Below are 22,602 nucleotides of genomic sequence, written 5' to 3'. Positions count from 1 at the left end.
CGCTCCCGCACGGCCCGGCCCGATGATCATCACCTCGCTGCTCGATACCGATCTCTACAAGTTCACGATGATGCAGGCGGTCCTGCATCACTATCCGGCCGCGCAGGTGCAGTACCGCTTCAAGTGCCGCACGCCGGGCGTCCCGCTGGCGGACCATCTCGATGAGATTTCCGCGGAAATCGATGCGTTGTGCACGCTGCGCTTCCGGACCGATGAACTCGATTATCTGCGCGGGCTGCGTTTCATCAAGTCGGATTTCGCCGATTTCCTCGGCCTGTTCCACCTGGATCGCAAATACATCCGGTTGCGGGTCTCACCGACGATTCCCGGGGAAATCGAACTCGACATCGTCGGTCCCTGGCTTCACACCATCCTGTTCGAGGTGCCGCTGCTGGCGATCATCAACGAGGTCTGGTTCCGCCATGCGGGCGTCGCCGACGTCGCGGAAGGCGAACGCCGGCTGGATGCCAAGATCGCGCGTCTGCGCGAAGGCGGCGAGGATTGCGTCATTGCCGACTACGGCACCCGGCGCCGTTACTCGCGGGATTGGCATGCGCGCGTGCTGCCGATTCTCAAGGCTGGGCTGGGGGCGCAATTCGTCGGCACCAGCAATGTGTACTTCGCGCGCGAATACGGCATGACCCCGCTGGGCACGATGGCGCACGAATGGCTGCAGGCATTCCAGGCACTGGGTCCGCGCCTGCGCGATTCGCAGGCGGTGGCTTTCGATATCTGGGCCAAGGAATATCGCGGCGATCTGGGGATCGCGTTGTCGGACGTGGTGGGCCTGAAGGCGTTCTTGCGCGATTTCGATCTGTACTTCTGCAAACTGTTCGACGGCATGCGCCACGATTCGGGCGAGCCGCTCCAGTGGGGCGAGGAAATCCTCGCGCACCTTGAAAGGATGCGCATAGATCCGCGCACCAAGACGCTGGTTTTCAGCGATGGCCTGGACGTCGAGAAAGTGCTGCGGCTTTACGAGCGCTTCCGTGGCCGCTGCCGGCTGGCGTTCGGCATCGGTACCAACCTGACCAACGATCTGGGGCCGACACCCTTGCAGATTGTCATCAAGATGATCCGCTGCAACGGCCAGCCGGTCGCCAAGCTGAGCGATTCGCCCGGCAAGAGCATGTGCGAGGACGAAGGCTACGTGCGTTATCTGCGGCAGGTGTTTGAACTGCCGGACGTGGAGGAAACGACATGATTCATCCCATCCTGAAAATGGGTGACCCGCGGCTGTTGAAGATTGCCAACCCGGTGGAACGGTTCGATACCCCGGAACTGCACGCACTGATCGCCGACATGTTCCAGACCATGGCTGCGGCCAGCGGCGTCGGCCTGGCCGCGCCGCAGATCGGCGTGGACCTGCAACTGGTCATCTTCGGCTTTGACAACAGCGATCGCTATCCGGATGCGCCGCCGGTGCCGCGCACCATCCTGCTCAATCCCGTCATAGAACCGCTGTCCGACGAAATGGAGGATGGCTGGGAAGGTTGCCTGTCGGTGCCGGGCCTGCGCGGCGTGGTGCCGCGCCATCGCGCGATTCGCTATCGCGGTTTTGATCCACAGGGCCATCCCATTGATCGCGAGGCCGAAGGCTTCCACGCGCGGGTGGTGCAGCACGAGTGCGACCACCTGATTGGCCGGCTGTATCCCTCGCGCATCCGCGACTTCAGCCAGTTCGGCTATACCGAGATCCTGTTCCCCGGTTTGCAAGGCGACGACTGAAGCAAGGGGGCCGGGATATCCGCCAAAGGCTCGCGCCGGGACGGCGCTCCTACACCGCGAAGGTAAAACCCAGGGTAGGAGCGGCCTCCGGCCGCGAGCTCTTCCGCCGGTTTCCGCAAAACAACATCGTCACCCTACGCCAACGCGTAGCGCAGGATGAACAACCCGGCCACCAGCCACACCGCCGGATGCACTTCGCGCCAGCGGCCGGTGCCGAGCTTGAGCGCTGCGTAGGCGATGAAGCCGAACGCCAGGCCGTTGGCGATGGAGTAGGTGAACGGCATCGCCAGCGCGCACAGCGCGGCCGGCACCGATTCGGTCAGATCGCTCCAGTCCACGTCGACCAGTTCGCGCAGCATCAGGCCGGCCACGTAGAGCAGCGCGGGCGCGGTTGCGTAGCCTGGGACCATCGCCGCCAGCGGCGAGAACAGCAGGGCTACCAGGAACAGCAGCGCCACCACCAACGCGGTCAGGCCGGTGCGTCCGCCGACCTGCACGCCGGATGCGCTTTCGGCATAGGCGGTGGTGCTGCTGGTGCCCAGCAGCGAACCGGCGATGATGGCGCCGCTGTCGGCGAGCAGGGCGCGGCCGAAACGCTTCTGCCCATCCGGCAGTTTCAGCAGGCCGGCGCGTCCGGCCACGCCGTAGAGCGTGCCGGTCGCGTCGAACACTTCCACCAGCACGAACACCAGCACCACCTGCAACAGCACGGCGATCGGCGTGCCGTCGTCGCGATGCAGCAGGCCGGGCAGATCCAGTTGCAGCCAGGTCGGCGCCAGGCTGGGCGGCGCCGCGACGATGCCCTGGTAATCGACATGGCCGAGCAGTCCGGCGAACGCCGTCACCACCAGGATGCCGATCAGGATCGCGCCGCGCACGCCACGTGCTTCCAGCACCGCGATCAGCAGGAAGCCGCCCAGCGCCAGCAGCGGTTCGTGCGAATGCAGCGTTCCCAATGCGACCAGCGTGTCCGGATTGCCAACGATGACCTGCGATTTCTGCAGCGCGATGATCGCCAGGAACAGGCCGATGCCGGCGACGATCGCCGCGCGCAGCGACGGCGGGATGCCGGCGACCAGCCAGGCGCGTACGCCGGTGAGGCTGAGCAGCAGGAACACCAGGCCGGAGATGAACACCGCCGCCAGCGCCTGCTCCCAAGGCAGGCCGGCCGTACCGACCACCGTGAAGGCGAAGAACGCGTTCAGGCCCATGCCCGGCGCCATGCCGACCGGGAAGTTCGCGGCGAACGCCATGATCAGCGATCCGAGCGCGGCCGCCAGGCAGGTGGCGACGAACACCGCGCCCGCATCCATGCCGGTGGTCGAGAGGATCTCCGGATTGACGAAGACGATGTAGGACATCGTCAGGAAGGTGGTGGCGCCGGCCAGCAGTTCGGTGCGGACGCTGGTGCCGTGCTCGCTCAGGCGGAACAGGCGATCGATGGACATGGGGCTACCTCTTCATCCGGGGGCAGGGTACCGCAGCGCGTGCCGCGACGGATGCCCGGCGAGTTGGGATAAAAAAGAATGGGCCGGATTCGGGGGAATCCGGCCCTTCGGGATTTATTGCCGGTGGACGATGGATCCCCGCTTTCGCGGGGATGGCGGTTCGGCAAAGCCGTGGCCGTTGCCGGCCACGGGCCGAATCGTCACTTCAGTGCCTTGAAGCGCAGGCGATGCGGCTGCGCGCCTTCGGCGCCGAGGCGGCGCTTCTTGTCTTCCTCGTACTCGCGGTAGTTGCCCTGGAAGAATTCCACGTGCGAGTCGCCCTCGAAGGCGAGGATGTGAGTGGCGATGCGATCCAGGAACCAGCGATCGTGCGAGATCACGAAGGTGTTGCCGGGGAATTCCAGCAACGCGTCTTCCAGCGCGCGCAGGGTTTCGATGTCCAGATCGTTGGACGGTTCGTCGAGCAGCAGCACGTTGCCGCCCTGCAGCAGGGTCTTGGCCATGTGCAGGCGGCCGCGCTCACCACCGGACAGCGAACCGACCAGCTTCTGCTGGTCCTGGCCCTTGAAGTTGAAGCGGCCGATGTAGGCGCGCGACTGGATTTCCACGCCGTTGATGTTGAGGATGTCCAAGCCGCCGGAGACTTCCTGGAACACGTTGTGGTTGCCTTCCAGCTTGTCGCGGCTCTGGTCGACGTAGGCCAGCTTGACGGTCGGGCCGATGTTGATGGTGCCGGAGTCGGGCTTCTCCTGTCCGGTGATCATCTTGAACAGGGTCGACTTGCCGGCGCCGTTCGGGCCGATGATGCCGACGATGGCGCCGGCCGGGACCAGGAAGCTCAGGTCGTCGATCAGCAGGCGGTCGCCGAACTTCTTGGAGACGTTCTTGAACTCGATGACGCTGTTGCCCAGGCGCTCGCCCGGCGGGATGAAGATTTCGTTGGTCTCGTTGCGCTTCTGGTAGTCGACCGACTGCAGTTCATCCAGGCGGGCCAGGCGCGCCTTGCCCTTGGAGCGGCCGCCCTTGGCGTTCTGGCGCGACCATTCCAGTTCCTTGGCGATCGCCTTCTGGCGCGCCTTTTCCTGGTTCTCTTCTTGCTTCAGGCGCTCTTCCTTTTGCACCAGCCAGTCGGTGTAGTTGCCCTTCCACGGAATGCCGCGGCCACGATCGAGTTCCAGGATCCACTCGGCCGCGTTGTCGAGGAAGTAGCGATCATGGGTGACCGCCACCACGGTGCCGGTGTAGCGGGCCAGGAACTGTTCCAGCCATTCCACCGACTCGGCGTCCAGGTGGTTGGTCGGTTCGTCGAGCAGCAGCATGTCCGGCTTCTGCAGCAACAGACGGCACAGCGCGACGCGGCGCTTCTCGCCGCCGGACAGCTTGCCGACGATGGCGTCCCACGGCGGCAGGCGCAGCGCGTCGGCGGCCACTTCCAGCTGCTGCTCCAGCATGTGCGCGTCACCGGCGGCGAGAATCGCTTCCAGGCGCTGCTGCTCGGCGGCCAGCTTGTCGAAGTCGGCGCCTTCCTCGGCGTAGGCGGCATACACCGCGTCCAGCGCGGCCTGCGCCTGCAGCACTTCGCCGACGCCTTCCTCGACCGCTTCGCGCACGGTCTTGTTCGGATCCAGTTCCGGTTCCTGCGCCAGGTAGCCGACCTTGATGCCCGGTTGCGGACGCGCTTCGCCCTGGAAGTCGGTGTCCACGCCGGCCATGATCTTCAGCACGGTGGACTTGCCGGCACCGTTGAGGCCCAGCAGGCCGATCTTGGCGCCTGGGAAGAACGACAGCGAGATGTCCTTGATGATCTGGCGCTTGGGAGGAACGATCTTGCTTACACCGTTCATGGTGTAGATGTATTGCGACATGGGGCTCTCCGGAACCGGGACGCGCCGAGCCCGGCCGGATGGCCTGGGACAGGGCGGGAAGACGGGGATTATCCCGCAGGGTGGGGGCGCGTTGCCAGCGCGGAAGGGGCCGGCCGGGCTTTCCCCGCCGGCCGTTCAGGCCAGGAACGGCTGGAGCCGGCGGCGCGGAAACGGCCGGGGCCGGCTCAGATCCAGATGATCAGGGCCACCACCAGCGCCACGCCCAGGTACTTGAGCGTGTAGTACAGGCCCTTGCTGCGCTCGCGCAGGGCCTTGCTCTTCAGGCGCAGGGCGTAGAAGTACTTGAAGGCCCGGTTGAAGCCGCCGGTCTTGTCGCCTTCCTGGTTGGGCGAGGCGCCCGCGGCAATCAGGTTGCGGGCGACGAAGCGGTTCAGCGCCGCCGCCCAGCGGTACTTCATCGGCCGCTCGATGTCGCAGAACAGGATGATCCGGTTGCCGGCGCTGTCGTTGCGGGCGCTGTGGATGTAGGTCTCGTCGAACATGGTCCATTCGCCGTCGCGCCAGCTGTAGCGCTGGCCATCCACGTCGATGAAGCAGGCATCGTCGTTGGGGGTTTCCAGGCCCAGGTGCAGGCGCAGCGAGCCGGCGTAGGGGTCGCGATGCGGCCGCAGCTCGCTGCCCGGCGGCAGCTCGGTGAACATGGCGGCCTTCACCCCCGGCAGCTCGCGCAGCAGGGCGGTGGTGGCCGGGCACAGCTCGGCGGCGGACGGATGGGCGTCGTCGTACCACTTCAGGTAGAAGCGCTTCCAGCCGCGCCGGAAGAACGAGTTGAAGCCGACGTCGGTATAGCCGTCGGCGGCCTTGATCTGCTGCATTTCACGCAGGTGCCGGGCCTCGGCGCGGATTTCCTGCCAGCGGGCGCGCAGCGGCGCCAACTCGGGAAAATGCTTGTCCGGGTCCAGGAACGGGGTGGTCGGCACCCGCGAGCAGGCGTACATCAGCACGTTGATGGGCGCCATGAAGGTCGAGTGGTCCAGCAGCTGCCGGCCCAGGCGATGACGCACGCGTCCGCGGAAGTGCACGTAGACGGCGCAAGCGACGAACAGGAAGACGAGAACCCATTTCACGGTCGGGGGCATCCAGTGGGGAGGGGACCGGCTGGCGGAGGGGCTGGCGGGTCGGGCGGCGGGGTCGCGGTCGGGCGAATCCGCCCATTGTCGGGCAGAACGGGCCTGGTGGCACCTGTCCGAGTTGGCCGCCATACGCCCGTGGGCTAATATTTCAAGTCTTATCCCGACCGCCTGAACGCCGGTCCGCCGGTTCGGCCTGGTCTCATCTTTCCTTCAGCTTCCCCTTGCGAGGCCCCGCGAATGTTCCCCAGCACCACCCGTATTGCCGGATTCGATGACGAACTCGCCCAGGCCATCGCCGCCGAGGCCCGTCGCCAGGAGGACCACGTCGAGCTGATCGCCAGCGAGAACTACGCCAGCCCGCGGGTGATGGAAGCCCAGGGCAGCGTGCTGACCAACAAGTACGCCGAAGGCTATCCGGGCAAGCGCTACTACGGCGGCTGCGAGTACGTCGACATCGCCGAACAGCTGGCGATCGACCGGGTCAAGCAGTTGTTCGGCGCCGACTACGCCAACGTGCAGCCGCATTCCGGCTCGCAGGCCAACCAGGCGGTCTATTTCGCGCTGCTGCAGCCGGGCGACACCATCCTGGGCATGTCGCTGGCGCATGGCGGCCACCTGACCCACGGCGCCAAGGTCAATGCCTCGGGCAAGCTGTTCAACGCCGTGCAGTACGGCGTCAACGACCAGGGCCTGATCGACTACGACGAAGTCGAGAAGCTGGCGCTGGAGCACAAGCCGAAGATGGTGGTGGCCGGTTTCTCCGCCTATTCGCAGGTGATCGACTGGGCGCGCTTCCGCGCCATCGCCGACAAGATCGGCGCCTACCTGTTCGTGGACATGGCGCACGTGGCTGGCCTGGTCGCCGCCGGCGTGTATCCGAACCCGCTGCCGCACGCCCACGTGGTCACCTCGACCACCCACAAGACCCTGCGCGGTCCGCGTGGCGGCATCATCCTGGCCAAGGGCGCCGGCGAGGACATCGAGAAGAAACTGCAGAGCATCGTGTTCCCGGGCATCCAGGGCGGTCCGCTGATGCATGTCATCGCCGCCAAGGCGGTGGCCTTCAAGGAAGCGCTGGAGCCGGAATTCACCGCCTACCAGCAGCAGGTGGTGAAGAACGCGCAGGCGATGGCCACGACCATCATCCAGCGCGGCTACAAGATCGTCTCCGGCGGCACCCAGAACCACCTGATGCTGGTCGACATGATCGGCAAGGGCATCACCGGCAAGGCCGCCGAGGAAGCGCTGGGCAAGGCGCACATCACCGTCAACAAGAACGCGGTGCCCAACGATCCGCAGAAGCCCTTCGTCACCTCGGGCCTGCGCATCGGCACCCCGGCGGTGACCACCCGCGGCTACAAGGAAGCCGACTGCGTGGCCCTGGCCAACTGGATCTGCGACGTGCTGGACGCGCCCGGCGACGACAAGGTCATCGCCGGCGTGCGCGAGAACGTCACCCTGCAGTGCCGGCAGTTCCCGGTCTACGGCTGATCGGCTGACCGCCGCCACCATCGCCGCGATGGCGGCGCTGCTGGTCCGGCAGCGCCGTGGCGGCACGGCTTTTTCCGCCGTCCCGTCGCGCTCGCCGCCCGCGGGCCCGGGCGGATCGTGACCGGGAGCGGCAGCGGCAGTACACTCAGCCGTTCGGGTGGAGTTCCCGCCCATTGCCGCCGCTCCCCGCGACGGAAAGCCCCAGAGCCGATGCACTGCCCCTTCTGCCAGCACACCGACACCCGCGTCATCGATTCGCGCGTCTCCGAAGACGGCGCGACGATTCGCCGTCGGCGCGAATGCGAGGCCTGCGGCGAGCGCTTCAGCACGCTGGAGAACATCGAAATCAAACTGCCCGCGGTCATCAAGAGCGATGGCCGCCGGGATGCGTTCGACGCGCGCAAGCTGCGCGCCGGCTTCGATCGCGCGCTGCAGAAGCGCCCGGTCTCGGAAGAACAGATCGAGGCGGCGGTGCGCGCGGTGGTGCACAGCATCCGCATGAGCGGCGAGCGTGAGATTCCCTCGCGGCGGATCGGCGAGTTCGTGATGAACGAACTGCGCAAGCTGGACCACGTGGGTTATGTCCGCTTCGCCTCGGTCTACCGCAGCTTCGAGGACGTGGCCGACTTCCGCGAGGAAATCGAGAAGCTCGAGCGCGATCTGCCGGCCGGTGCCGGCCAGCTTTCGCTGCTGGGCGGTGAAGTCGTGCCCTTCGACAAGAACCTCGACAAGCACAAGAAGCGCTGAGCCATGCGCATCGAATGGATTGGGTGCCACCCGCAGCACGTGGCCGTGCTGGCGCGCTGGCATCACGCCGAGTGGGGGGCGCTGTACGACGATTGGACCCTGCCGGTGGCGACCGCCGAACTGGAAGACCACACCCGTCGCGCATCCCTGCCGACCACGCTGGTGCTGCTGGATGGCGACACCCTGATGGGTTCGGTCAGCCTGCTGATGGAAGACGCGCCGGAACTGCAGGATCGCGGCAGCCCCTGGCTGGCCAGCCTGTTCGTGTCGCCGGAAGCGCGCGGACGCGGGGGCGGCAGGCACCTGGTGGAGGCGGCCGTGGCGCATGCGGCGGCGCAGGGGGTGGAACGGTTGCGCCTGTTCACCCTCTGGCACGAGGACTTCTATTCCGGGCTCGGCTGGGAACTGGAGGAACGTGCGCAACTGCACGGGGTGCCGATCAGCATCATGGGCATCGTCCCGGCGCGCCACGTGGCGGAGTCGCCGCCGCCTTCCCTGCCGTATCCACTCCAAACCACGGGAACCCGGGCATGACCGATACCGCCGCCTTCACCGCCACCGATCACGCGCTGATGGCGCAGGCCCTGCGCCTGGCCGAGCGCGGCGCCTACACCACGCGACCCAATCCGATGGTGGGCTGCGTGCTCGCGAAGGACGGCGAAGTGGTGGGCGAGGGCTGGCACCAGCGCGCCGGTGAGCCGCATGCCGAAGTGCTCGCCCTGCAGGTGGCCGGCGAGCGCGCCAGGGACGCGACCGCCTACGTGACCCTGGAACCGTGCGCGCACACCGGTCGCACCGGTCCCTGCGCGGATGCGCTGATCGCGGCGGGCGTCACCCGCGTCGTCGCGGCGATGCGGGATCCGTTCCCGCAGGTCGACGGAGCGGGCTTCGACAAGCTGCGCGCCGCCGGCATCACCGTGCAGTCCGGTTTGCTGGAGGCGCAGGCGCGCCAGCTCAATCGCGGCTTCCTGTCGCGCGTCGAGCGCGGCCGGCCGTTCGTGCGGGTCAAGCTGGCGACCAGCCTGGACGGACGCACCGCGATGGCCAACGGCGATTCCAAATGGATCAGCGGTGATGCCTCGCGCCTGGACGTGCAGCGTTGGCGCGCGCGCGCCGGCGCCATCCTGACCGGCGCCGGCACCGTGCTGGCCGACGATCCCTCGCTGACCGTGCGGCTGGAGGACGACACCCCGTTCGTGCCGCCGCTGCGGGTGGTGCTGGATCCGGGACTGGCGACCATCGCGCGCGGGCGGGTTCGCGAAGGCGACGCGCCCACCCTGTACATCCACACCGCCGACGCCAAGCCGCCGCGCGAAATCGCCGCGCAGCGCGCGGTGGCGCCGGCCGATGGCAGCAACTTCGATCTGCGCGCGGTGCTGGAGCTGCTGGCCGCGCGTGGCGTCAATGAGGTCCAGGTCGAAGCGGGCGCGACCCTGGCCGGGGCGTTCATCGCCGCCGGCCTGGCCGACGAAGTCCTGCTCTACGTCGCGCCAGTGCTGCTGGGCGACCAGGCCCGGCCGCTGTTCGCCGGCCTGGGCATCCAGAGCATGGCCGAGCGCGCGCGACTGAAGATTGTCGACGCGCGCGCGATTGGCGAGGATCAGCGCCTCCTCCTGCAACCCGTGCCCGCCACCTGAGCCAGCCCCCGACCATGGCCGCCTTCAAGGATCATTTCTCGGCGCTCGCCGACACCTACGCCAGTTCGCGGCCGACCTACCCCGAAACGCTGTACGACGCGATCGGCGCGGTGGTGCCGGCCAGCGCGCGGGTATGGGAGCCGGGCTGCGGCAGCGGCCAGGCGACCCGTGGCCTGGCCGCGCACTTCGCCCACGTCCACGCCACCGATCCCAGCGCGGCCCAGATCGCGCGCCACTGGGCGCAGCGCGAGCCGATCGGCAACGTGACCGTCGCGGTCGAACTGGCCGAAACGCCCTCGCTCGCCGATGCCAGCGTCGAGCTGATCGCGGTGGCGCAGGCGCTGCACTGGTTCGACCGGCGGGCGTTCTTCGCCAGTTGCGAGCGGGTGCTGGCGCCGGGCGGCGTGCTGGCCGCATGGACGTACCAGGACATCGTGTTCTCCGACGATCTCGCCGACGTGGCCGAGGCGGTGCGCGACGACATCGATCCGTACTGGCCGCCGGAGCGCAACGACGTGGACGTCGGCTACACCGGCTACGACTGGCCGTTCGAGGCGATGCCGGCACCGGCCGACCTCTGGCTGACCGCGGACTGGACCCTGCCGCAACTGCTGGGCTACTTCGCCAGCCTGTCCGCGACGGCGTGCTTCCAGGCCGCCACCGGCCGCGACGCCATCGAAATCCACGGCCCCGAACTGGCCGCCGCCTGGGGCGATCCGCAGCGCGTGCGGCGGATGCGCTGGCCGCTGGTCCTGCACCTGCGACGCAAGCCCGCCTGAATCCGGCCTCGCGTCGTTGCGGCCGGCGCGACACAGCGTCCGGCCGGGCGCGGCGGACGGCGGTGCTACAATGCGCGCGCCGGTTCGCCGGCAACCAAGACGTCTTCAGGGCGGGGCGAAACTCCCCACCGGCGGTAGGTGCGCAAGCACGAGCCCGCGAGCGCCTCCGGCCACGCCGGAGGGTCAGCAGACCCGGTCCAATGCCGGGGCCGACGGTCACAGTCCGGATGAAAGAAGACGGCAACGCGGGCACCGCGAGGTGTGCGATGGCCTGCGCCTGCCTCAATGCCTTGGGGCGTTTTTCGCTTTTTTCATTTCCGCGAGAAACGTTCATGCTCCCAGTATTCCCTGTTGTTGTTCCCGTCCCGGCCGCGCGCGCGGAGGTGCCCTGATGTTCACTGGCATCATCGAGGGCGTGGGCGCGCTGGCCGCGTCCGAAATCCGTGGCGGTGACGTCCGCCTGACCATCCAGGCCGGAACCCTGCCGTTCGACCACGTGCAGCCCGGCGAAAGCATCGCGGTCAACGGCGTCTGCCTGACCGTGATCGATTTCGACGCCGGCTCGTTCCAGGCCGATGCCTCCAACGAGACCCTGGCGTTGACCACCCTGGGCCGGCTCAAGCCCGGCGCGCCGGTCAACCTTGAGCGGGCGATGCGGCCGACCGATCGCCTCGGCGGCCACCTGGTCAGCGGCCACGTCGACGGCATGGGCCAGGTGCTCGACATCCGCGAGGACGCGCGCGCGCAGCGCTGGCGCTTCGCCGCGCCGTCCGCGCTGCTGCGCTACATCGCCAAGAAGGGATCGATCTGCGTCGATGGCGTCAGCCTGACCGTCAACGAGGTCGACGACGCCGGTTTCGAAGTCGCGCTGATCCCGCACACGGTCTCGCACACCGCCTTCGCGCAGACGCGGGTGGGCGATGCGGTGAACCTGGAAATCGATCTGGTCGCGCGTTACGTCGAGCGCCTGCTCGGTGCGCGCGACATGGAGGCGCAGGCATGAGCTTCGCCACCGTCCCCGAACTGCTGGAAGAAATCCGCAACGGCCGCATGGTCGTCATCGTCGATGACGAGGATCGCGAGAACGAAGGCGACCTGATCATGGCGGCCGAACTGGTCAAGCCGTCGGACATCAATTTCATGGTCACCCATGCGCGTGGCCTGGTCTGCCTGTCGCTGACCCGCGAGCGCTGCCGGCAACTGGGCCTGCCACCGATGGTCCAGGACAACACCTCGCCGCACCACACCAACTTCACCGTCAGCATCGAGGCGGCCGAAGGTGTCACCACCGGCATTTCCGCCTACGACCGCGCGCATACCGTGCGCACCGCCGTGCGTCCGGATGCCAAGCCGCAGGATCTGGCCCAGCCGGGCCACATCTTTCCGCTGGCATCGCAACCCGGCGGCGTGCTCAATCGCGCCGGCCATACCGAAGCGGCCAGCGATCTCGCGCTGATGGCCGGGCTGGAACCGGCCGGCGTGCTGGTGGAGGTCCTCAATCCCGACGGCAGCATGGCGCGGCGCCCGGAACTGGAAGCCTTCGCACGCGAGCACGGCCTGAAGATGGGCTCGATCGAGGAGCTGATCCGCTACCGGCTCAGCACCGAGCACACGGTCGAGCGCGTGGACGAGCGCGACATCCAGACCGAGCACGGTTCTTTCCGCCTGTTCACCTATCGGGATCGGTTGAGCCACGGCCTGCACTTCGCGCTGCTGCGCGGCGCTGCCGTGGCTGACGTGCCCACGCTGGTGCGCGTGCACATGCAGAACCCGCTCGCCGACGCCCTGCATTGGCGCCGCGCCGATTTCGGCCCGGCCATCGGCGACGTGCTGCGCCGGATCGCCGCCGAGGAGCGCGGCGCGCTGGTGCTGCTGGGCGACGCGGCGACCCCGGACGCGTTGCTGGATCGCATCCGGGAGTGCCCGGAGGCTCCGGCCAGCCGGGCCGGCGCGCTGGCCGAATGGCGCCGCAACGGCGCCGGCAGCCAGATCCTGGCCGATCTGGGGCTGGGTCGCCTGCGCGTGCTCGGCACGCCGCGCCGCCAGGTCGGCCTGGCCGGTTTCGGCCTGGACGTGGTCGAGTACGTCGAACCCTGATGCCCGCGACCCGGCCGGCCCCCGGCGCGCGGGGCCGGCCCTGCTAAACTTCCCAACCCCCAAGGAAACCCTGCCCATGGCCCACTACGAAGGCGATCTGCGCGCCCCCGAAGGCGCCCGCTTCGCGATCATCGCCAGCCGCTGGAACGCACGCATCACCGACGTGCTGGTGGCCGGCGCGCGCGAAAGCCTGGCCGGCAACGGCGTGGGCGAGGAAGCCATCGACGTCATCCGCGTGCCCGGCGCCTGGGAAATCCCGGTGGCCGCCGCGCGCGTAGCCGCGGGCAGCGGGCATGCCGCGATCATCGCGCTGGGCTGCGTGATCCGCGGCGACACCCGCCATTACGAGCATGTCGCCGACAGCTGCGCCGAGGGCCTGATGCGGGTGCAACTGGATTTCGGCGTGCCGGTGCTCAACGGCGTGCTGGCGGTCGAGCGCATCGAGGATGCCGAGGCGCGCGCCGGCGGCAGCCATGGCAACAAGGGCGAGGAGGTCGCGCTCGCGGCCGTCGAGATGGCGCAACTGCTGGAACAGTTGCCGTAACCACATTCAGGCTGGAGAACCCGTGAGCCGACAGTACCGAAAAGATGGCGTCGATCCCGTGACCCGCGCGCGTGCGCGCCGTCGCGCCCTGCAGGCGCTGTACGCGTGGCAGCTGTCCGGTGGCGAGGTCGGGCAGGTGATCGCCCAGTTCGCGCACGAGCAGGCGCACGAGATCGCCGATCTCGAATATTTCGAGGATCTGGTGCGCGGCGTGGTGAAGCATCGCGCGCAGCTGGACGAGGCGCTGGCGCCGTACCTGGACCGCACGGTGGAGGAGGTCGACCCGATCGAGCGCGCGGTGCTGCGCATCGCCGCCTACGAACTGCTGCACCGCCTCGACGTGCCGTACCGGGTGGTCCTGAACGAGGCCATCGAAACGGCCAAGCGTTTCGGCGCCGAGCACGGCCATACCTACGTCAACGGCGTGCTGGATCACGCCGCGGTCGCATGGCGTCCGGCCGAGACTTCGGCGAAGGCGCGCTGAGTCCGACGCGATGCGGAGCGGATCCGCATCCCGAAATCCCCGCCCCATGGACACCGGCGAATTCGATCTGATTGCCCACATCCGCGCGCGCGCCGGCCAGCGCGCGGACGTGGTGCTGGGCATCGGCGACGACGCCGCGTTGCTGCAAGCGCCCGCCGGCCGGCAACTGGTCGTCACCGCCGACACGCTCAACGCGGGCGTGCACTTTCCCGAAGCCACCGCGCCGCGGGACATCGGCTGGAAATCGCTGGCGGTGAACCTGTCGGATCTGGCCGCGATGGGCGCGGAACCGGCCTGGTGCACGCTGTCGCTGTCGCTGCCGGCAAGCGATCCGGCATGGCTGGACGCGTTTCTCGATGGCTTCCTGGCGCTGGCACGGCGGCATGGCGTTGCGCTGATCGGCGGCGATACCACCCGCGGTCCGCTGGCGATCGCGGTGACCGCGATCGGCACGGTCGAACCCGGTCGCGCGCTGCGGCGCGATGGCGCCAGGGTCGGCGATGACGTCTGGGTCAGCGGCACGCTCGGCGACGCGGCGGCCGCGCTGCATCTGTTGCCCACGCCGCCCGCCGACCTGCGCGAGCGCCTGGATCGTCCAGTGCCGCGAGTGGAACTGGGCCGCCGCCTCGCCGGTCTCGCGCATGCCGCGCTGGATGTTTCCGATGGCCTGCTCGCCGATCTGGGCCATATCTGTCGCGCCAGCGGCGTGGGTGCGGAGGTGGAACTGGGTCGCCTGCCGGCTTCCGCCACGCTGCGTGCGTATCCGCCATCGGAGCGCTTCGCGTGGCAGGCAACCGGCGGCGACGACTACGAACTCTGCTTCACCGCCCCGGCCTCCGCCCGGAACGCATTGGCCGAACTCGGCGTGTCGCTCGCCCTGCCGTTGACGCGCATCGGCCGCGTCGTGGACGGCGCGGGCGTGCTGGCCCTCGACGCCGAAGGGCGTCCCTGGCAACCGCCACGAGCCGGCTACACCCACTTCTGAACCAACACGCGTAGAGCGGAGCTCGCTCCGCTGCTTTTCCGACACCACACACCGCCGAGCAAGCTCGGCGCTACAGATCCGGTTCCGCAGCCTCCAGCAAGGCAGGCAATTCGGCGGCGCCGAGGGTCACCGGACGCACCTGCGCGTTGAGCGCTTCATTGCGCTCAAGCGGCAGGTTGTCGTCCATGCGACTGCCGGGCGGCAGCAGTGGGAAATCCAGGCGCAGGTCCGCCGCGCGTGCGCCGTGGCCGGCCATCTCGCGATACAGCGCCGCCGTCACGATCAACGATGCGCGCAACGAAGGATGCAGACTGTCGTCGGTGAACAGGACGACGCCGCGATGTTCCTGCTGGTAGGCGCGCAGGCGATGGCCGGCGAACACCGGCACGGCCTGCGTCACGCGCGCGGCCTGGCGCAATCCGCGATCCAGATTGTCCTGCCAGGTCGCATCCGGTCCCCAGGTTCCCAGCAGCAGCACCCGCGCGCCGGCCTTTTCCGCCAGATCGGCGAACTGCCGGTGCGCGCGCAGGCTGTTGCGGCAGACATCCTCCTCCTTCTGCGCGGGACTGGCGGCGCAGGCCAGCACACCGCCGCGTTCCTGCAGCACGACCACGTCCCAATGGCTCCCTTGCAACGCTTTCGCCACGGCGCCGCGCTTCCAGTGCTGCGCCAGCTCGGCCCCGGGCATCACGTAGGTTTCGGTTTCGATCAGCGGGCCATCAGCCTGCGCACGCGCCAGGCTGCGCAATAGGCCGGGCAGGTTGTTGACGTAGATCAGGCTGTTGCCGACCAGAAGGACCCGCAGGGTGGGGCGTTCTGTCGGCGCGTTGGCGGGAGACTGCGCGGCGGCGTGGGCGATGCTCGCGCCCGCCAGCACAAGCAGCAGCCCCAGGCGCTTCACGGCGGCAGCACCTTGCCCGGGTTGAGGATGCCGTCCGGATCCAGCGCGCGCTTGACCGCGTGCATCGCCGCCAGCGTCGCCGGCGTGAAGGCCTGCGGCATGAAATCGCGCTTGGCCACGCCGATGCCGTGTTCGCCCGACAGGGTACCGCCGAGCGACAGGGTCAGTTCGAACAGGCGCGGAAGCGCCAGGCGCGCGCGCGCGGTCTGGGCCGGGTCCTGCGGGTCATAGAGGATGTTGACGTGCAGGTTGCCATTGCCGGCATGGCCGAACGCGACGATGGGCAGGTCGAATTCCGCCGCCATCCTCTCGACTCCACCGACCAGATCCGGGATGCGGGAAACAGGCACGACGACGTCTTCGTTGATCTTGCCGTCGGCGATCGTGCGCAATGCCGGCGAGAGCGATTTGCGCGCCGCCCACAGGCGTTCGCGCGCGATTTCATCCGGCGCTTCGTCAAGCGCGATCAGTCCGTCGCCCGCGGCCGCGGTGGCAACGGCCTCGAGTGCGTGCGGGAGGGTTTCGCGTTCGCCATCGACCTCGATCATCAGCAGTGCGCCAGCATCGGGAATGTCGGCGCCGCCGACCTCGCGCGCCAGCCGGATACAGGCCCGATCCATGAACTCCAGCATCGCCGGCGCGACCGGCTGCGCCATCACCCGCGATACCGCCGCCGCGGCCTGGGTGACGTCGTGATAGAGCGCGCGCAGGCTGGCGCGGCGCGGTGGCCTGGGCAACAGGCGCAGGGTGGCCTCCACGATCAGCCCCAGCGTGCCCTCGCTGCCGACCAGCAGATGGGTGAGGTCGTACCCGGTCGCGTCCTTGGTGGTGACGCTGCCGCAGGCGATCAGATCGCCGGTGCCGGTCACCGCCTGCAGGCCCAGCACGTTGTCGCGGCTGGTGCCGTACTTCACCGCGTGCGGGCCACCGGCGTTGCAGGCGAGGTTGCCGCCGATGGTGGAAACGTCGGCGCTGGCCGGATCCGGGGCCCAGAACAGGCCATGCGGCGCCAGCGCGGCTTGCAGTTCGCCGTTCAGCACGCCGGGCTCCACCACCGCATAGCGATCGCCGGCCTCGATGCGCAGGATCCGGTTCATCCGTTCGAACGACACCGCCACGCCACCGGCATATGGAATCGCCGCACCGGTACTACTGGTGCCACTGCCGCGGGCCACGATCGGTACGCCGTATTCGCGGCACGCCCGCACGATCGCCTGGACCTGTTCACGGGTGCGCGGCACGGCGACCGCGTCGGCGAGGGCGAAACGGCGCGAATTGTCTTCGCCGTAGCGGCGGCGGGCGTCGGCGTCGGTCAGCCAGCCATCGCCGAGCAATTCGCCCAGCGCGGCATCCAGTGAGGCGGGAAGGGAGGGATTCACCCGCCCATTCTAAGGGAGCGGGCGGGCCTGGGATTCAGGCATCGTCGGCGCGGAAGGCGTCCGCGATCCAGTCCAGCCGCGGAGAATCCGGATCGCCGCGGGCATCGACCACGTCGAAACGGCAGGGCAGGTCGGCATAGCGGGGATGGGCGGCGAGAAACCGCGAGGCGGCATGGATCAACCGGCGACGCTTGCCGGCATCGATCGAGCCGGCGCCGCCGCCGAATGCATCCGAACGGCGATGGCGCACCTCGACGAACACCAGCACCGCCTCGCCGCGGCGTTCATCGCACATCACCAGATCCAGTTCACCGCCGCGGTAGTTCACGTTCGCGGCCAGCGGACGCAGGCCGGCGCGGATCAGGAACCCGCGTGCGGCCAGCTCGATCCGCGCACCCTGTGCGCGGCGATCAACCGCCATCGGCGATGGGAACCACCGCGCCGCTGCGGAAGGTCGACCAGGCCGGCGAGCGCAGCACGTTGCCGAAGCCGTCCAGGCGCAGGACGCCGGTGGCGCCACGCAGGCCCTCGTTGGTGTCGTTGGTCAGCTTCTCCAGATACGCGGTCAGCAGCCAGGCGTCGTAGCCGAACGCGAACAGGCGCGCGGCCGGACCGCGCGCGGTCGCCAGGCGTTCGCCGGTCACGCTGGCCGGCGGCAGGCCGGGCACGCCGCGGGTGGTCCAGGCTTCGGTCGGGAACACGATGCCGTCCAGCGCCACGTCATCCAGTACCTTGCCGGTGCCGGACAGCAGCTGCGAGGTGGCCACCCGGCTCTTGCCGCCGAGGCCGGCAAGCGCCAGTTGCGGCGCCAGCACGCGCGCGGTCGCGCCCTTCACCGCCAGGAACACCGCATCCACATTGGCCTGCGCGGCCGAGGCCAGCGCCGCCGACAGATCGCCGGGCGTGTCGCCGACACTGAGGTTAGCCGCGACCTTGCCGCCGCGCTCGCTGAAGCGTTCGGCGAACGCCTGCGCCGCGCGCCGGCCGTTGTCGTCGGCGCCACCGATCACCAGCACGTTGCGGCGCTCGCGCTCGAGCAGGTACTCGGCGGCCATGATGCCGTCGTCTTCCGGGGTCAGCGAGAAGCCGGCCATGCCATTCGGCGGCGGCACGTTGCCGCGGTTGAGCACCAGCGTGGGCACCTTGAGCGCGGGCTCGCGGAACAGCGCGCTGACCTCGTCGCGGCCGAGCGGGCCGATCACGAAATCGGCGCCGGCGGCGACCGCGCGGCCGTAGGCGGCAATCGCGCCACCGGCGGTGCCGCTGGTGTCGAAGAACTCCACTTCCGGCCGGCGCCGGCTCTCGCCGTAATAGCCGGCCATCAGGCCGTCGCGGACCGGCTGCGCGGCGGTGGCCAGATCGCCGGACAGCGGCAGCAGCACGGCCAGCTTCACCGGCGGACGGTAGCCGTCGCGTTCGGCCGGCGGACGGTTGCCGAATTGCCATTGGTCGCGATCGAACGGACGGGGCAGCGGCAGGCCGCGCCGCAGCAGGGCGCGACCGGCGAACTTGTACAGCGGATCGCCGGCCGGCAGGGCGGCGGCGTCGCGCGCCAGGGTGGTGTCGTCCAGGCCGGACAGCAGCCGATCGATCTCGCGCGCGTTGTCGGCGCGGGCCTGGCCGGTGAGGGCCGCATCCTGCCGCGCCAGCTCCGCGGCACGGGCGATGGCGGCGGAGGCCTGTCCCTTCGGCGTGGTCGGGCCGCTGACCTGGGTGGTGGCGCAACCGGCGAACAGCACGGCCAGCAGCAGCGGGGCGAGAATCCTTGCGAAGCGCATTTCCATAGGCATCGGCGGCGACAGGACGGAGGAACCGGCTACGATTCTACCCCTGCCGAAGGATCCCCACTGAATGCCCGCCGGAACCCTGTTCATCGTCGCCACGCCCATCGGCAACCTGGCCGATCTGTCGCCCCGGGCGCTGGAGACCCTCCGCCAGGTCGCCGCCATCTGCGCCGAGGACACCCGCCGCAGCGGCCAGCTGCTGGCGCATTTCGGCATCGAGCGGCCGCTGATAGCCCTGCACGAACACAACGAGGACGCACTGGCCCAGCGCATCGTGACGCGCCTGCAGGCAGGTGAATCGCTGGCGCTGGTCAGCGACGCCGGCACGCCGCTGGTCAGTGATCCCGGCTATCGCGTGGTGCGCGCGGCGCGCGCGGCCGGAATCCCGGTCAGTCCAGTGCCCGGCGCCTGCGCGGCGATCGCCGCGCTGAGCGTGGCCGGATTGCCGAGCGATCGCTTCGTGTTCGAGGGATTCCTGCCCGCCAAGGCGTCGGCGCGCCGGGATCATCTCGCGCAACTGGCCGGCGAAACCCGCACGCTGGTGTTCTACGAGTCCTCCCATCGCATCGCCGAGTCATTGGCGGACATGCGCGCGGCGTTCGGCGACGAGCGCCCGGCGGTATTGGCCCGCGAGCTGACCAAACTGTTCGAGACCGTGCTGGACGGCAACCTGGCCGATCTGCAGCGGAAGGTCGACACCGACGACAACCAGCGCAAGGGCGAGTTCGTGGTCATCGTGCAGGGCGCCGGCGAGGACGCCGATGCGCAGATCGCGGAGGGACGCCGCGTCTATGCGCTGCTCAACGCGCACCTGCCGCCGTCGGCGGCCGCCAAGCTGGCGGCGGAAATCACCGGCGCGCCGCGCAAGGCGCTGTACGGACAGAAGGACTGAGGAGACTCCGGCGGGGAGCGTCGTCCTGCGGTCGCCGGGAAACTGCTAACGTGCGTGCGACTTCCGGGGAAGCCGCCATGATCAGGATCCGATCCGCGTTCGCGACGCTGGTGTTCTGCCTTGCCCCATGGACGGCGCACGCGGCCGAGCCGGCTCCCCCGAAGCAACACTTCGTCGACATGGAACAGGGCCAGCGCCTGCGGCTGGATATGTTCGAACCGCAGACCGGATCCGCGCCACGCCCGGTCATCGTGCTGTTCCATGGCGGGGGCTGGTCCGTGGGCGAGGCGTCCTGGATCCATCCCACCGCGCGCCTGCTGGCGGAGCAGGGCATGGTCGCCATCTCGGTGGAGTACCGGCTCTCGGATCAGAAGACGGTCACGCCATTCGACGCGGTGGCGGATGCGCGCGCGGCCATCCGCTGGGTCCGCGCCAACGCCGCGGAGCTGGGGGTGGATCCGGCACGGGTGGCGGCGGGCGGCATTTCAGCGGGCGGCCATCTGGCGGCATCGACGGCCGTGTTCGACGAGCCGGGAGGCGCATCGATGTCCGCGCGCCCGGATCTGCTGGTGCTGTGGTCACCCGCCGTGGCGGTGGCAAACGATGGTTGGTTCACCCGGCTCAGCGGCGGCCCCGCGCAGGCGGCGGCGCTGTCGCCGGATCGGCATGTCCGCGCCGGGCTGCCACCGGCGATCCTGCTGCAGGGGGCGGAGGACAGCGTAACGCCGGCCGCGGGCGCGGCCCGCTTCTGCGATCGCATGCGGCAGGCGGGAAACGTCTGCGAGCTGGTGATCTACCCGGCTGTGGGGCACTTGTTCACCCGCAACCTGCAGCAGCAGGAGGAGCCCGACTACAAGGCGATCGATATGGCGATCGACGCCGACGCCGACCGCAAGGCGATCGCATTCCTGCAACAGCACGGGTTCATCACCAAACCGCGCGCGCCATGAGACAATGCGCGCGGCGGAGCCGGCCAGACAGTCGCGTCATGCGCAAGCATGCCGAGGAAAGTCCGGGCTCCACAGGGCACGGTGCCAGGTAACGCCTGGGCGGCGCGAGCTGACGGAAAGTGCAACAGAAAGATACCGCCGAACGGCTCTCCGGAGTGCGTGGCAAGGGTGAAATGGTGCGGTAAGAGCGCACCGCGAGTCCGGCAACGGACCGGCACGGCAAACCCCACCGGGAGCAAGACCAAATAGGGAGGCTATGCCGCGGCCCGCGGTGCCTCCGGGTAGGTTGCTTGAGCGTAGCGGTGACGCTGCGCCTAGAGGAATGACTGTCCAAGACAGAACCCGGCTTATCGGCCGGCTCCGCCTCATGTTTACTGGGCTTGTGCCCAGTAAACCCCAAAGTTCGCTGCGCGAACTTCGGGCCCCGATGCGCACTTCCATACCCCCGTCGTTCGCGCCGCTGGCGCGAACTCGCCCCCTGACTCAGGGGGCTTGTGCTTTCGGACAGGTCGAGCCGCGTGACGCGTTTGTCGTGCCAGTAAACCCCAAAGTTCGCTGCGCGAACTTCGGGCCCCGATGCGCACTTCCATACCCCCGTCGTTCGCGCCGCTGGCGCGAACTCGCCCACTGACTCAGGGGGCTTTTGCTTTCGGACAGGTCGAGCCGCGTGACGCGTTTGTCGTGCCAGTAAACCCCAAAGTTCGCTGCGCGAACTTCGGGCCCCGATGCGCACTTCCATACCCCCGTCGTTCGCGCTGCTGGCGCGAACTCGCCCCCTGACTCAGGGGGCTTGTCTTTCGGATGGATCAGGCTTGCGTGTTCGTGAGCGGGTTTGGCGCCATCGCGTAGAGCGGAGCTTGCTCCGCTGCTCCTTGGGCGGCCGGATGCGGCATCCCCCTTACGGCGGCATCCGGTTGGAGAGGGTGGTTTCGCCCAGCAGGTGGCCGTCGGGGCCGAAGCGGCGCTCGCTGATCCAGCCGTGGCCCTGGTGGTCGATGGCGATGAGGGTGCTGGCCCGGGTGCCATAGATCGGGTTGCGGATGAAGGCGGCCGACAGCAGACGTTCGCGTTCCAGTCCGACGCCGGTGTCGGGCAGTTCCGGGTCGGGGGCGAGGTGTTCGTCGGCCAGGCCGCGCCAGAGCAGGTCCACGTCCTCCGTCTCGCGTGACACCCAGTCGGACATCGCCTGCATCAGCCGCAGGGTCTTGGGCCAGGGCTCGTCGAGGTCGCCATTGGATAGTCCGTGCACGCCGTCGGCCAGGAGCATTCGACGTGGATGCGGGTAGTTGCTGACGTATTCGCAGACGTTGGCATCGGCAACCAGCAGATTGAAGGGGGCATAGGCGTCTGCCGCCGACCCGGTCGCGCCCGCGTATGCGGACGCGGACAGGCCGCTGCCGAGGAAATCTGCCGCCAGCGCGCCCCGCGACGGGGCCTGCGGGACGACGATGCGGGGATCCCGGACGTTGGTCACCACCGTCATCCGCCCCGAGAGGTCCAATCCCGCCCAGGTGCCGCCGGAGCGCAGATCGCGTCCGGCCAGCACCTCCGGCCGGTCGGACCAGCGCGCCAGGGCGGCGGTCGGACGCTCGTGCGCCTCGTCGCGGTTGCCGGCCATGACCAGGCGCCAGCGGGGATGGATGTTCCAGGCGATGGCGAGCAGGCACATGCCCCGCATTCTGGCCCCTTGCGCGCCTCGCCGTCAGCAGTCGCAATCCACGGCGAGACTGAGATCACGTCGTGCTCACGTCGGTGAATCTGACCCGAATCTCAAAATATGAGACGAAACAGCAACTT

21 protein-coding genes, 1 other RNA gene, 1 pseudogene and 1 riboswitch are annotated in these 22,602 nt (G+C 68.9%); of the genes and pseudogenes, 15 read left to right on the top strand and 8 right to left on the bottom strand.

Features of this window, described 5'->3' with window-relative positions:
• The first annotated feature begins 22 nt into the window (after positions 1–22).
• Both pncB and def read left to right on the top strand, forming a co-directional pair.
• Positions 23–1,204, top strand: coding sequence for a nicotinate phosphoribosyltransferase (gene pncB / locus IB228_RS07090; protein WP_183641193.1), 1,182 nt, complete (start codon positions 23–25; stop codon positions 1,202–1,204).
• Complete coding sequence (gene def, locus IB228_RS07085; RefSeq protein WP_183639075.1) at positions 1,201–1,728, top strand: peptide deformylase; 528 nt, start codon at positions 1,201–1,203, stop codon at positions 1,726–1,728. Before pncB ends, def begins: the two co-directional genes overlap by 4 nt.
• 134 nt (positions 1,729–1,862) lie before the next feature.
• Here the strand turns inward: def and IB228_RS07080 are convergent, their stop codons facing one another.
• The 3 genes from IB228_RS07080 to lpxO all read right to left on the bottom strand — a co-directional run bounded on the left by IB228_RS07080 (position 1,863) and on the right by lpxO (position 6,141).
• Entirely contained in the window at positions 1,863–3,176 is a 1,314-nt protein-coding gene (locus tag IB228_RS07080) for an NCS2 family permease (protein ID WP_183639073.1), read from the bottom strand.
• A 200-nt stretch (positions 3,177–3,376) separates the two neighbouring features.
• Complete coding sequence (gene ettA, locus IB228_RS07075) at positions 3,377–5,041, bottom strand: energy-dependent translational throttle protein EttA (protein ID WP_183639071.1); 1,665 nt, start codon at positions 5,039–5,041, stop codon at positions 3,377–3,379.
• Positions 5,042–5,226: 185 nt separating this feature from the next.
• A complete protein-coding gene (lpxO, locus tag IB228_RS07070) occupies positions 5,227–6,141 on the bottom strand; it encodes a lipid A hydroxylase LpxO (RefSeq protein WP_183639069.1) in 915 nt (304 codons plus the stop codon).
• A 231-nt stretch (positions 6,142–6,372) separates the two neighbouring features.
• On the opposite strand from lpxO, the gene glyA reads away from it, so the two are divergent.
• From glyA to thiL, 10 genes are all read left to right on the top strand, one after another.
• Positions 6,373–7,626: a serine hydroxymethyltransferase gene (gene glyA, locus IB228_RS07065; RefSeq protein ID WP_192197975.1), complete on the top strand. Its 1,254-nt coding sequence runs from the start codon at positions 6,373–6,375 to the stop codon at positions 7,624–7,626.
• A gap of 210 nt (positions 7,627–7,836) precedes the next feature.
• Entirely contained in the window at positions 7,837–8,373 is a 537-nt protein-coding gene (nrdR, locus tag IB228_RS07060) for a transcriptional regulator NrdR (protein WP_183639066.1), read from the top strand.
• A gap of 3 nt (positions 8,374–8,376) precedes the next feature.
• Positions 8,377–8,907 carry a GNAT family N-acetyltransferase gene (locus tag IB228_RS07055; RefSeq protein WP_192197974.1) on the top strand — a complete coding sequence of 177 codons (531 nt, stop codon included), beginning with the start codon at positions 8,377–8,379 and terminating at the stop codon, positions 8,905–8,907.
• Entirely contained in the window at positions 8,904–10,010 is a 1,107-nt protein-coding gene (gene ribD / locus IB228_RS07050) for a bifunctional diaminohydroxyphosphoribosylaminopyrimidine deaminase/5-amino-6-(5-phosphoribosylamino)uracil reductase RibD (protein WP_183639061.1), read from the top strand. Before IB228_RS07055 ends, ribD begins: the two co-directional genes overlap by 4 nt.
• Positions 10,011–10,024: 14 nt before the next feature.
• Positions 10,025–10,789 carry a class I SAM-dependent methyltransferase gene (locus tag IB228_RS07045; protein ID WP_192197973.1) on the top strand — a complete coding sequence of 255 codons (765 nt, stop codon included), beginning with the start codon at positions 10,025–10,027 and terminating at the stop codon, positions 10,787–10,789.
• A gap of 97 nt (positions 10,790–10,886) precedes the next feature.
• A riboswitch (FMN riboswitch) is annotated at positions 10,887–11,032 on the top strand.
• A 148-nt stretch (positions 11,033–11,180) separates the two neighbouring features.
• Positions 11,181–11,792, top strand: coding sequence for a riboflavin synthase (locus IB228_RS07040; protein ID WP_183639057.1), 612 nt, complete (start codon positions 11,181–11,183; stop codon positions 11,790–11,792).
• Positions 11,789–12,886, top strand: coding sequence for a 3,4-dihydroxy-2-butanone-4-phosphate synthase (gene ribB, locus IB228_RS07035; RefSeq protein WP_192197972.1), 1,098 nt, complete (start codon positions 11,789–11,791; stop codon positions 12,884–12,886). Before IB228_RS07040 ends, ribB begins: the two co-directional genes overlap by 4 nt.
• Before the next feature lie 76 nt (positions 12,887–12,962).
• Positions 12,963–13,430, top strand: a complete 468-nt coding sequence (ribH, locus tag IB228_RS07030; RefSeq protein WP_183639053.1) for a 6,7-dimethyl-8-ribityllumazine synthase — start codon at positions 12,963–12,965, stop codon at positions 13,428–13,430.
• Positions 13,431–13,434: 4 nt separating this feature from the next.
• Positions 13,435–13,914 (top strand): transcription antitermination factor NusB, encoded by a 480-nt coding sequence (gene nusB, locus IB228_RS07025; RefSeq protein ID WP_318289383.1) that lies wholly within the window; start codon positions 13,435–13,437, stop codon positions 13,912–13,914.
• Between the two features lie 46 nt (positions 13,915–13,960).
• Positions 13,961–14,899, top strand: a complete 939-nt coding sequence (gene thiL / locus IB228_RS07020; RefSeq protein ID WP_183639049.1) for a thiamine-phosphate kinase — start codon at positions 13,961–13,963, stop codon at positions 14,897–14,899.
• Between the two features lie 70 nt (positions 14,900–14,969).
• On the opposite strand, the gene IB228_RS07015 is transcribed toward thiL, so the two are convergent.
• From IB228_RS07015 to IB228_RS07000, 4 genes and pseudogenes are all read right to left on the bottom strand, one after another.
• Positions 14,970–15,800 carry an SGNH/GDSL hydrolase family protein gene (locus IB228_RS07015; protein ID WP_192197971.1) on the bottom strand — a complete coding sequence of 277 codons (831 nt, stop codon included), beginning with the start codon at positions 15,798–15,800 and terminating at the stop codon, positions 14,970–14,972.
• Complete coding sequence (locus tag IB228_RS07010) at positions 15,797–17,179, bottom strand: FAD-linked oxidase C-terminal domain-containing protein (RefSeq protein WP_192197970.1); 1,383 nt, start codon at positions 17,177–17,179, stop codon at positions 15,797–15,799. The genes IB228_RS07015 and IB228_RS07010 overlap by 4 nt, the downstream gene beginning before the upstream one ends.
• Positions 17,180–17,213: 34 nt before the next feature.
• Positions 17,214–17,600, bottom strand: coding sequence for a YraN family protein (locus IB228_RS07005; protein WP_183639044.1), 387 nt, complete (start codon positions 17,598–17,600; stop codon positions 17,214–17,216).
• Positions 17,590–18,864, bottom strand: a pseudogene (locus IB228_RS07000) (penicillin-binding protein activator); the annotation flags it as partial. The gene IB228_RS07005 and the pseudogene IB228_RS07000, both read right to left, overlap by 11 nt.
• Before the next feature lie 166 nt (positions 18,865–19,030).
• On the opposite strand from IB228_RS07000, the gene rsmI reads away from it, so the two are divergent.
• The 3 genes from rsmI (at position 19,031) to rnpB (ending at position 21,171) form a co-directional block, all read left to right on the top strand.
• Positions 19,031–19,855 carry a 16S rRNA (cytidine(1402)-2'-O)-methyltransferase gene (gene rsmI, locus IB228_RS06995; protein ID WP_192197968.1) on the top strand — a complete coding sequence of 275 codons (825 nt, stop codon included), beginning with the start codon at positions 19,031–19,033 and terminating at the stop codon, positions 19,853–19,855.
• A gap of 77 nt (positions 19,856–19,932) precedes the next feature.
• The gene (locus IB228_RS06990) at positions 19,933–20,805 is read left to right on the top strand and encodes an alpha/beta hydrolase (protein ID WP_192197967.1); all 873 of its coding nucleotides are present in this window, start codon (positions 19,933–19,935) and stop codon (positions 20,803–20,805) included.
• A gap of 15 nt (positions 20,806–20,820) precedes the next feature.
• Positions 20,821–21,171: RNase P RNA component class A (gene rnpB, locus IB228_RS06985), an RNA gene on the top strand.
• Positions 21,172–21,703: 532 nt separating this feature from the next.
• Here rnpB and IB228_RS06980 read toward each other — a convergent pair.
• Positions 21,704–22,474, bottom strand: a complete 771-nt coding sequence (locus IB228_RS06980) for an NRDE family protein (RefSeq protein ID WP_192197966.1) — start codon at positions 22,472–22,474, stop codon at positions 21,704–21,706.
• Between the last annotated feature and the right edge of the window lie 128 nt (positions 22,475–22,602).

It is taken from the genome of Pseudoxanthomonas sp. PXM04 (genome assembly GCF_014851695.1).
Taxonomy (GTDB): Bacteria; Pseudomonadota; Gammaproteobacteria; order Xanthomonadales; family Xanthomonadaceae; genus Pseudoxanthomonas_A; species Pseudoxanthomonas_A beigongshangi.
This window is presented reverse-complemented; position numbering and strand designations above follow the sequence as displayed.

Excerpts from the sequence above, each read along its gene's own strand:
- pncB (WP_183641193.1), top strand. The coding sequence starts at position 23 with ATGATCATCACCTCGCTGCTCGATACCGATCTCTACAAGTTCACGATG.
- def (WP_183639075.1), top strand. The coding sequence starts at position 1,201 with ATGATTCATCCCATCCTGAAAATGGGTGACCCGCGGCTGTTGAAGATT.
- IB228_RS07080 (WP_183639073.1), bottom strand. The coding sequence starts at position 3,176 with ATGTCCATCGATCGCCTGTTCCGCCTGAGCGAGCACGGCACCAGCGTC.
- ettA (WP_183639071.1), bottom strand. The coding sequence starts at position 5,041 with ATGTCGCAATACATCTACACCATGAACGGTGTAAGCAAGATCGTTCCT.
- lpxO (WP_183639069.1), bottom strand. The coding sequence starts at position 6,141 with ATGCCCCCGACCGTGAAATGGGTTCTCGTCTTCCTGTTCGTCGCTTGC.
- glyA (WP_192197975.1), top strand. The coding sequence starts at position 6,373 with ATGTTCCCCAGCACCACCCGTATTGCCGGATTCGATGACGAACTCGCC.
- nrdR (WP_183639066.1), top strand. The coding sequence starts at position 7,837 with ATGCACTGCCCCTTCTGCCAGCACACCGACACCCGCGTCATCGATTCG.
- IB228_RS07055 (WP_192197974.1), top strand. The coding sequence starts at position 8,377 with ATGCGCATCGAATGGATTGGGTGCCACCCGCAGCACGTGGCCGTGCTG.
- ribD (WP_183639061.1), top strand. The coding sequence starts at position 8,904 with ATGACCGATACCGCCGCCTTCACCGCCACCGATCACGCGCTGATGGCG.
- IB228_RS07045 (WP_192197973.1), top strand. The coding sequence starts at position 10,025 with ATGGCCGCCTTCAAGGATCATTTCTCGGCGCTCGCCGACACCTACGCC.
- IB228_RS07040 (WP_183639057.1), top strand. The coding sequence starts at position 11,181 with ATGTTCACTGGCATCATCGAGGGCGTGGGCGCGCTGGCCGCGTCCGAA.
- ribB (WP_192197972.1), top strand. The coding sequence starts at position 11,789 with ATGAGCTTCGCCACCGTCCCCGAACTGCTGGAAGAAATCCGCAACGGC.
- ribH (WP_183639053.1), top strand. The coding sequence starts at position 12,963 with ATGGCCCACTACGAAGGCGATCTGCGCGCCCCCGAAGGCGCCCGCTTC.
- thiL (WP_183639049.1), top strand. The coding sequence starts at position 13,961 with ATGGACACCGGCGAATTCGATCTGATTGCCCACATCCGCGCGCGCGCC.
- IB228_RS07005 (WP_183639044.1), bottom strand. The coding sequence starts at position 17,600 with ATGGCGGTTGATCGCCGCGCACAGGGTGCGCGGATCGAGCTGGCCGCA.
- rsmI (WP_192197968.1), top strand. The coding sequence starts at position 19,031 with ATGCCCGCCGGAACCCTGTTCATCGTCGCCACGCCCATCGGCAACCTG.
- IB228_RS06990 (WP_192197967.1), top strand. The coding sequence starts at position 19,933 with ATGATCAGGATCCGATCCGCGTTCGCGACGCTGGTGTTCTGCCTTGCC.
- IB228_RS06980 (WP_192197966.1), bottom strand. The coding sequence starts at position 22,474 with ATGTGCCTGCTCGCCATCGCCTGGAACATCCATCCCCGCTGGCGCCTG.